The sequence below is a fragment of the Candidatus Latescibacterota bacterium genome, from assembly GCA_019038625.1.
Classification (GTDB): domain Bacteria; phylum Krumholzibacteriota; class Krumholzibacteriia; order Krumholzibacteriales; family Krumholzibacteriaceae; genus JAGLYV01.
This window is the reverse complement of the sequence record JAHOYU010000126.1, coordinates 1-7877: the sequence shown is the minus strand read 5'-3', so window position 1 is coordinate 7877 and position 7877 is coordinate 1. Positions and strand designations below refer to the sequence as shown.

Annotated in this window: 7 protein-coding genes; all 7 read left to right on the top strand. The window is 53.3% G+C overall.

Annotated features, from left to right (window positions below; genetic code table 11):
- The coding region (locus tag KOO63_10005; protein MBU8922137.1) for a hypothetical protein at positions 1-692 on the top strand (692 nt) is incomplete at its 5' end.
- 33 nt (positions 693-725) lie between these two features.
- Positions 726-1166 carry a DUF1795 domain-containing protein gene (locus KOO63_10000; GenBank protein ID MBU8922136.1) on the top strand — a complete coding sequence of 147 codons (441 nt, stop codon included), beginning with the start codon at positions 726-728 and terminating at the stop codon, positions 1164-1166.
- Between the two features lie 2 nt (positions 1167-1168).
- Positions 1169-2218, top strand: a complete 1050-nt coding sequence (locus KOO63_09995; protein ID MBU8922135.1) for a hypothetical protein — start codon at positions 1169-1171, stop codon at positions 2216-2218.
- A gap of 3 nt (positions 2219-2221) precedes the next feature.
- Positions 2222-3874 carry a LysM peptidoglycan-binding domain-containing protein gene (locus KOO63_09990; protein MBU8922134.1) on the top strand — a complete coding sequence of 551 codons (1653 nt, stop codon included), beginning with the start codon at positions 2222-2224 and terminating at the stop codon, positions 3872-3874.
- Positions 3875-3914: 40 nt separating this feature from the next.
- On the top strand, positions 3915-4919 hold the full coding sequence (locus tag KOO63_09985; protein ID MBU8922133.1) for a hypothetical protein: 1005 nt from the start codon (positions 3915-3917) through the stop codon (positions 4917-4919).
- Positions 4920-5065: 146 nt separating this feature from the next.
- Entirely contained in the window at positions 5066-7603 is a 2538-nt protein-coding gene (locus KOO63_09980; GenBank protein ID MBU8922132.1) for an ATP-dependent Clp protease ATP-binding subunit, read from the top strand.
- 26 nt (positions 7604-7629) lie between these two features.
- Positions 7630-7877: hypothetical protein (locus KOO63_09975; protein ID MBU8922131.1), on the top strand; the 248-nt coding region annotated here is incomplete at its 3' end.

Here is a 7877-nt window from a genome sequence, read left to right as displayed (position 1 = left end):
GTGTAGTGCAGGACCCCGGTGTCCGCAGCCATCGGGAGAAGAGTTTTTATATCTATCGTTTCCTGTGTCGTGATCTGGACAATGTATGGGAATATGAATTTCCGGGGACTATTAATCACGCTCTCCTGTCGTCCGATGAGAAAATGCTGGTCTGCATAGTCGGGGAGACGGTGACCTTGTACAATACTGAGGATGGAAAAGTCGAAGGAGAATTCAAGACAGGAATGATCGATCCCGTCCTGGCATCGCTCAGCCTGGAGGGCGAGCTTATACTGACAGGGAGTATGGAGGATGAAGAGGGAGCAAAGATGTTCTGCAAGGCATTTTTGCTGACAGGAGAGGAGCTGTGGACGAACTCTCTGATCGCGCCGGCGCTTGTGCAGCCCCCTGCCTGCGGGGAAGACCGACATGTCTATCTGATCGATAACATGTGCCTGAAATGCCTGGCCGGCGGAGAATTAAAATGGTCGACACCTCCGTTTTTTGACGAAAAGGCCGTCCTGACGGTAACAAAAGGAAATTACGTGCTGGTACACAGCGGTGCGGTACTGTATCTCTACGATCCCGCGGGTGAACGGATCTTTGAAAGCATCATATCAAAAGAGGGAGATGAATTCGGCATCCCGCCTGCGGTCGACTCGCAGGGAAGGATATACATAATCAGTGACAGTAAATTATACTGTCTCGGGTAGTATTGTCACGGATAACAGAGGAAGATCACGATTATGGAAACTATCGATCGCTTCAGATTCGAACTGCCGGAAGGATGGCAGGATCAGACGGTCTATCATTTCAATGGGCCGGTCATCGACGACCAGCGACACCTGCTTACGCTCGTGATCGACCGCAACCTTCAGCAGACTGATGTGGCGGAGTTCGCCAGGATGAGGACTCAGCCCCTGCTTCAGTCCATTAGCGGGGTCGAAATACTCAAGGACGAGGAAACGACGATACCGGGATGCTATCCCACCTATGAACTTGTATATAGATGGATACCCACTGAAGGCGTGAAGATATTCAAGAAACATATATTCATACTCCGCGAGAAGTATGGATACAGTTTCGATCTGGAGTTTTCGAAAAAGTCGTACAAGATGCTGGGCGCTCAGGTTAAAAAGCTGGTCGAAGGGCTGCTTCCTGGAACATATGAACCAACGAAAGATTGAATATGCCCGAGTCTGAATTCAAAAAACCGGTAGACTCCGAAGAGGAGATCAAGCTCGACTCGGGGTTGATCTACGCGGACTGGTCCCAGGGATCCGCATTTTCCGGATATCCTGCCAGGCTTGAGGTCGGGACCGTCTTTGTCGGAAATGGAGCGAAGATCGAGATCTCGGGAAAGAGCGAGGGCGGCAAAAAATTCGACAAGATCAAGGACACAATAAACGCGAACAAATATACAGGTGAGATCGACATCCCGGAAGACGTAGAGCCCGGCGACATGATCTGGTTCGAGGTTAAATTATCCGCGAACAGCATCGACGGCGAGTCGAGCCGGATCCCCGTATATCCCGCGCCGCTTATTACCAATATGGCCTGGAGCGCGCAGGAGGCTCGAAGGGGCGATGTCCTGAAGCTCACTGCTGATGTTGAAAGGGTCGAGGCAGGTACTGAAGCCCTTGTCACTATACTCGAATACGACAACGATAGTGCGCACGACAAGATCGTAGAGATTCCTGCTGAGATAAGGGATATGAAACTTGAGCTCGAGTGGGAATACGAGTATCACGAAGATGCCGATGAACTACCGACCAGCGAGGAAGTGGGCAGGTATGGTGGAGAGTATAATCCGCCAGAGTATTTTTTCATCATAGATATTAAAGGGTTCAAGGCCGGTGCCGGACAGGAGTCGGGACTGCTGACCTTCAAGGACTATATCGAGATAGTACTCAGGGACGCGGGCAATGTCCCGAAAGCGGACGAACGTTATGTGCTGCACATGCCCGATGGATCTACGAGGGACGGGAACCTCGATTCTGATGGGAAAGCAAGGGAAGAAGGTATCCCCCCCGGACATGTAAAGGTCGAGTTCCCCGACATGAGGCAGGTCGACCCTCCCGCCGATGAAGTCGAGCAGGAGGAGACTCAGGGAGGAGAGGAAGAGGATGGGGAAGATTCTGAAGAGCAGTCCGGGACTCAGCAGGAGGAAGAGGAAGGACAATCGGGGGGACAGCGGGAGGATCAGGAAGGACAGGCGGAAAGTCAACAGGAGGGTTAAGGGTTGCCCGGTTTCGAATATACAGTGAGAAGTGGAGACACGCTTTCGGCACTCGCCCGCACCCACAGGGTGGAGGGGGGATGGCAGGCGATATGGAATGATGATAACAATGAAGAGCTTCGCGAGACACGCAGTGGCCCGGACAGACTGCTGCCAGGGGACAGGGTCTACATTCCCGGGGCGGAGGGTAATGTAGCGCCGGCTCCGAGCGGCGGGACAGCAGAATTCACCGCTCCCCCTCCATACAGGATAAGGGCAGTAGACGGGACCGCGCGCCCCTCGACGATCATCCCTGCGGGTGGATCGGTACGCATGAGAGCGGTGCTGGACGAGGACACAGCCGGAACCTGGGCGTGGGCCACATCCAGCTCGAAGATAACACTTTCCGACGAGACTACAGATACAGTCACGATAACGGCTGGCGACGACGTGAGTGAAAGAGCCTTGTCTGAGGCGATCGAACTCCGTTTCACGCCCGAGGGCGGAGATCAGATGCCTTCGGTAGTCACCAGGGTCACTGTTTTCACTGTGACATTTGCTGCGTCATCTATCCAGGGGTACTCGTTTGATGGGATGGGTGCCGATATGGACGATCATACGCCGGATGGAGAGACTCCGCATATCTCGGTAAAAAAGAATACGCGTACGCGGGTCCAGGTCACCGTAACTGGCGGGGCGAGTCCGGGGCTTATCCGTTTCACTTCTGATGATGACACGACAGCCGAGGCTGTCCTTGACGGCGTGCCTCCTATGACGTTCACCCTGTTTATCGATGGAAAAAACAAGACCAAGGCAGAGACATTGATTCACGCGAGGGCCAATACCGATGACGGTCCGATTTGTGCCAGTCTTGCCGTAAATGTCTACGCGGAGAAGTCATATACCGCAAAGGTCGCCAAGGTCTGGGACAGCACGTCGGCCCCGACGAGGCTGACCAGGCCAAGCTTCAGCGTCGCTAACACCCAGACAGCTCTCAGAGGATTTTACAAGCAGGCCGTCACGACGATCAGGCTGACAGACTACAGTAGTGACGGAGGAGCGCTCGACGTCAATTTTGATCCAGACGGCGCCGGGGCTCTTGTCCTTGAGGCGGGAAGGATCTCGGCCGGTCAACAATTGGTAACGGACGCTCTCACCGGTACGGGCAAAAAGATAGCAATAGTGAAAAAGCTGTCCTGGCTTTTTAATCTGGGATCGGTGGCTTCTATTGGGAATCCGACGATAACGATGGGAGCGCACCTCGGTGAGCGGACGATGGCCTATCTCACTCCCAGGGAGTACAGGTTCGGAGGCCCCGGAAATTACGAGACAATAGAGATCACAGCTACCAATACAACGACCAGGGTCATCACTCTGGCCAGTCCTCTGACCAAAGCCCATCCGATCACGGAGGGCATATGGTGGCCGCTCGGAGGATTGAGCGGTAATCCGGCCTGGGTCCAGGAAGATACCGATACCGAAGAACATGTCAACAAGGTGATCGGTCACGAATTCGGGCACGAGCTCCTCGAGTTGCTGGATGTGGAGAAACTCGAATGCGTGATGAATTATCATACAGGCAGTACCGATACGAGGATACGTTTCAAGGAACTGCCCAGACATTATGACCCTCCCGGAGGGAACGAGAACCAGTGGGACACCATAGACAGGACGTAGGTGTCTCGCGATTGAACGACCTGACAGGGGTCAAACGCTGATGAAAACGAATCGAACTGGATTAAAAAGATTCTTCGCCGCGTTCTGTGTCGCGGCAGCGTTGATTACTATATGTACCGCCGGCATCTGCGGTTGCGGGTCGGGGAAGGAGAGCGGAAAGTTGAGTGAGATCCAGGAAGAGATAGAAAGATTCAGAGAAGGTGGTGAGTTCGGTGGGGACGCCGGCATGTATCTGACAGAAGGCCTCCCCGATGCCGTGATCCTGCAGGAACTCGGCAGGGCTCTAGCCCGGGAAGAGGAACATGTCCGTGAACAGATATGTCATCTTCTGGCTGACCTTGGAAAGCGGGTAGACCCTCTTTACCTGAAAGGCGGAGACCTGATCCGGGACAGGTCAGTGATCGCGATGCTGGCTGGTGATGTGCTTTCCCGGCAGACTTCAGCGAGGGACATCTGCCTGGGATATTTGTTGAGGAATGTGCCTGCATCTTCTTTGAAACTTTTCAGCAGGCAGCTCGCGGACAATCTGAAGCTTCATCCGGACCAGGTGCTTCTCCTGGTGATCGCAAAGATAAAGACTGCCGAGGCGACCGAGGCAATTGATCTGCTGATGGAGAATCCCGGATGGGCGAAAGAGGTCGAGACGCGCATCGCGGCGGCATCTCTCGGGAACAAAGAGATCGAGAAGGAATTCATCGACATTTTCCAGGCAGAGACCGATCCTCGGGAGAAGGGACATCTGGCGAAGCTGCTTGGATATATCGGTACTCCGGCAGTGCTTACGGCTGTCGCGAATGAGATGCGTACAGACCTTGTCATAGAGAATCCGAATGTCTCTATCAGGTCGCTGAGGATATTCCTTGTTGAAGCACTCAGGTATAATTATCCGGAAAAGCTCTTTCTTTTCGACAACGCGGTCAGCAGCGACGCGGACTACGAAGTGATCGAGAAATTCTGCGAGGATACATTCGGTGTCAGATGGAAGAGTGAGAGGCCGCCGTTTCTGTGGATCGAAGGTTTCCCCTCTACAGGGCCGGGTGAATAGCGGATCAGGTGGGTATTTACGCTTGACTTATCGTCTGATGAAATCTAAAGTCGGTTCACAGCGGAATAGCATGAAAATACAGTCCTTACAAGTATAGCAGTCAGATAGAAACTGATCAACAGCCCTAAAAGGAGAAGTCCTTCATTATGGATATTTCCAGTTACTCATATGATTCCAGGTCGGTGATAAAGAATGCACAGGAGATCGCGGTCACATTCAAGCATGTCGAGATCGATGTTGAGCATCTGCTCATGGCTGTCGTCAGGCACGAATCGACCGAAGTGGAGTCGATACTCAACCAGCTCGGCAAGCCAGCCTCATTTGTGGAATCGATCGTCGATATCTATCTGAAAGATCAGACTGCAAAATCGACAGGCCGGGAGAAGGCGGCGGTCTCTCCGGCAGTCCAGACTGTGCTTAATAATGCTCTTGATGAAAAGGCGAAGCTTTATGACGCGCTTGTCGAACCGGAGCATATTCTTATCGCGATCTTCGACCCACGTTCGGCCCTTTCCGGCTACGTACGGGACAAGGTCGAATTCACGAAAGAGGATATCTACAGGGCCATCGCCGAGATCAAGGCTGTTGAGGAGATAACGGCTCCCTCAGACAAAAAGGGTGGTGGAGCTGGTACAGCTGGAGGAGCTCCGGGGGAGAAGTCGGCCGAGCAGATCGCAGGAAGCCTCAAGTACACATCAGATATGACTAATCAGGCTGCCGCGGGGAGTTTTGACCCGATGATCGGAAGGGAGGACGAGCTCCAGCAGACGGTCCAGATCCTGCTGAGGCGGAGGAAGAACTCGCCGATCCTGGTTGGTGGAGCGGGAGTGGGCAAGTCGGCCATAGTAGAGGGGTTCGCCCAGGCTATCATCGACAAAAAGGTCCCTAAATCCCTGCAGGAGGCAAAGGTACTCGAAGTCGACATGGGGGCCCTGATCGCTGGAGCGAAGTACAAGGGTGAGTTTGAGGAACGTTTCAAGGCTCTTATCAGCGAAGTCATAAAGGGTGCCGGAAAGGTCATCCTCTTTATAGATGAGATACATACTATCTGCGGTTCCGGATCGGGTGGCGGTATGGACGCGGCGAACCTCATCAAGCCCGCGTTGGCGAGGGGGCAGCTCAGGCTGATCGGCGCGACGACCGAGGAGGAGTATACGAAATACCTTGAGAAGGACAAGGCCCTGGTCCGTCGCTTTGAGAAGGTCAAGATCGGCCAACCCCTATTCGAGGAGGCTGTCGAGATAGTGAACGGGGTCGAGGGAAAGTACGCGGAACATCACGGAGTCACCTTTACAGAGGAAGCGCGTGTCGCCTCTGTCAAGCTGGCCCAGCGTTATCTCTCTGAAAGAAACCTTCCCGACATAGCCCTCGATATCATCGATGAAGCGGCTTCGGAGTTTTCAGTGAAGAAGGAGTTGGCCGGCGAGAAGATAGACATCGCCGAGCCGCTGTTCGGTGAGGTCGAGAAACTTGCAAAAGATAAGAAGGGTGAGGGACTGGCTGAAGCCTACGACTCGCTCATCAAGGATGTCGATACGCTGCAGAAATACTGGGGGCACAGGCTCGACAGGGAGACCCATGCAAGCCTTCCCTATGAAAGAATAAAGAAAGAGGATATCGGGACTATCCTGAAGGAAAAGAAAGACCTCTTCTCCGAGCTGAAGAAGGTGGTCGAAGAACTCGAACCGGTGATCCATGAAAGCGATATAGGGGCGGTTATAGCTCGCAGGACAGGCATTCCTGTTTCGAAGATGATGACAGCAGAGAAGGACCGCCTGCTGAATATGGAGGATCATCTCTCGGAGAAGATCATAGGCCAGAAGAACGCTATAAAGGCTGTCTGCAACGCGATACGTAAGTCGCGAGCGGGGTTGAAGTTGCCCAACAGGCCGGTAGGGTCGTTTCTCTTCCTCGGGCCGACAGGTACGGGAAAGACATACTTGCCCAAGCTTCTGGCCGGGTTCCTTTTCGACGACAATAACGCGATGGTAAGGATGGACATGTCAGAGTTCATGGAGACCCATTCGGTGGCCAAACTGATAGGAGCTCCTCCAGGATATGTCGGGTACGAGGCCGGTGGCCTGCTCACCGAGGCTGTCCGCAAGAAACCGTTTTCCATCGTCCTGTTCGATGAGGTGGAGAAGGCACATCCGGACGTCTTCAACATCCTCCTCCAGCTTCTTGACGATGGCAGGTTGACCGATGGCCAGGGACGGACGGTCGATTTCTCAAATACAATAGTTGTATTGACTTCCAATTATGCTGCTGATAAAATTCTCGAAGCGGATCGTGAGGGCAGGGAACCGGATATGGATGAGATACGCGAATTCCTGTTCGGTAAGTTCAGGCCGGAGCTGCTCAACCGTCTAAGCGAGATCATTGTCTTCCGTCCGTTCACGCAGGAACAGGTGGAAAAGATCGCCGGCCTGGAGTTCAAGCAGCTGTGCGTCCTTCTTGAGGACCAGAATATTTCGGCAACACTGTCAGATGAAGCCCAGACGAAACTGGCCAGGGAAGGATATACGATCGAACTGGGGGCGAGGCCGATTCAGAGGATAATAGAAAAGCAGATCATCAATAAATTGTCGGTAGAGATCATCACCGGCTCTGTCAACCCGGGCGACGAGGTCCGGATAGACTTGAAGGACGATGACTACTCGTTTACCGTAGTCAAAAGTGACTGAAGGAATCATTCAACAAGGAGGATTTGATGGCGAAATTCATACTCGGGGCGACCGAGCGGGTCAAGAAAGATGACTCGATCCCGGTAGAGCTCCTACCATCGAACAAACTTCTCTATGTGGCAAAACTGAACACCGATGAAGAAGCCGGCCCTGAGCCGGTACGGTGCAACAATCTCAAGGAAGTCTTCGAGAAATTCCGTCCCTCGTTCGAATGCGAGATGGAATCGACGGAAGGTGAGCCGATCAACGCCGATTTCAAGATCAAGGCGATGAA

Bases quoted from the DNA above. Each gene is read 5' to 3' on its own strand.
- KOO63_09995 (MBU8922135.1), top strand. From the start codon at position 1,169: ATGCCCGAGTCTGAATTCAAAAAACCGGTAGACTCCGAAGAGGAGATC.
- KOO63_09985 (MBU8922133.1), top strand. From the start codon at position 3,915: ATGAAAACGAATCGAACTGGATTAAAAAGATTCTTCGCCGCGTTCTGT.
- KOO63_10000 (MBU8922136.1), top strand. From the start codon at position 726: ATGGAAACTATCGATCGCTTCAGATTCGAACTGCCGGAAGGATGGCAG.
- KOO63_09980 (MBU8922132.1), top strand. From the start codon at position 5,066: ATGGATATTTCCAGTTACTCATATGATTCCAGGTCGGTGATAAAGAAT.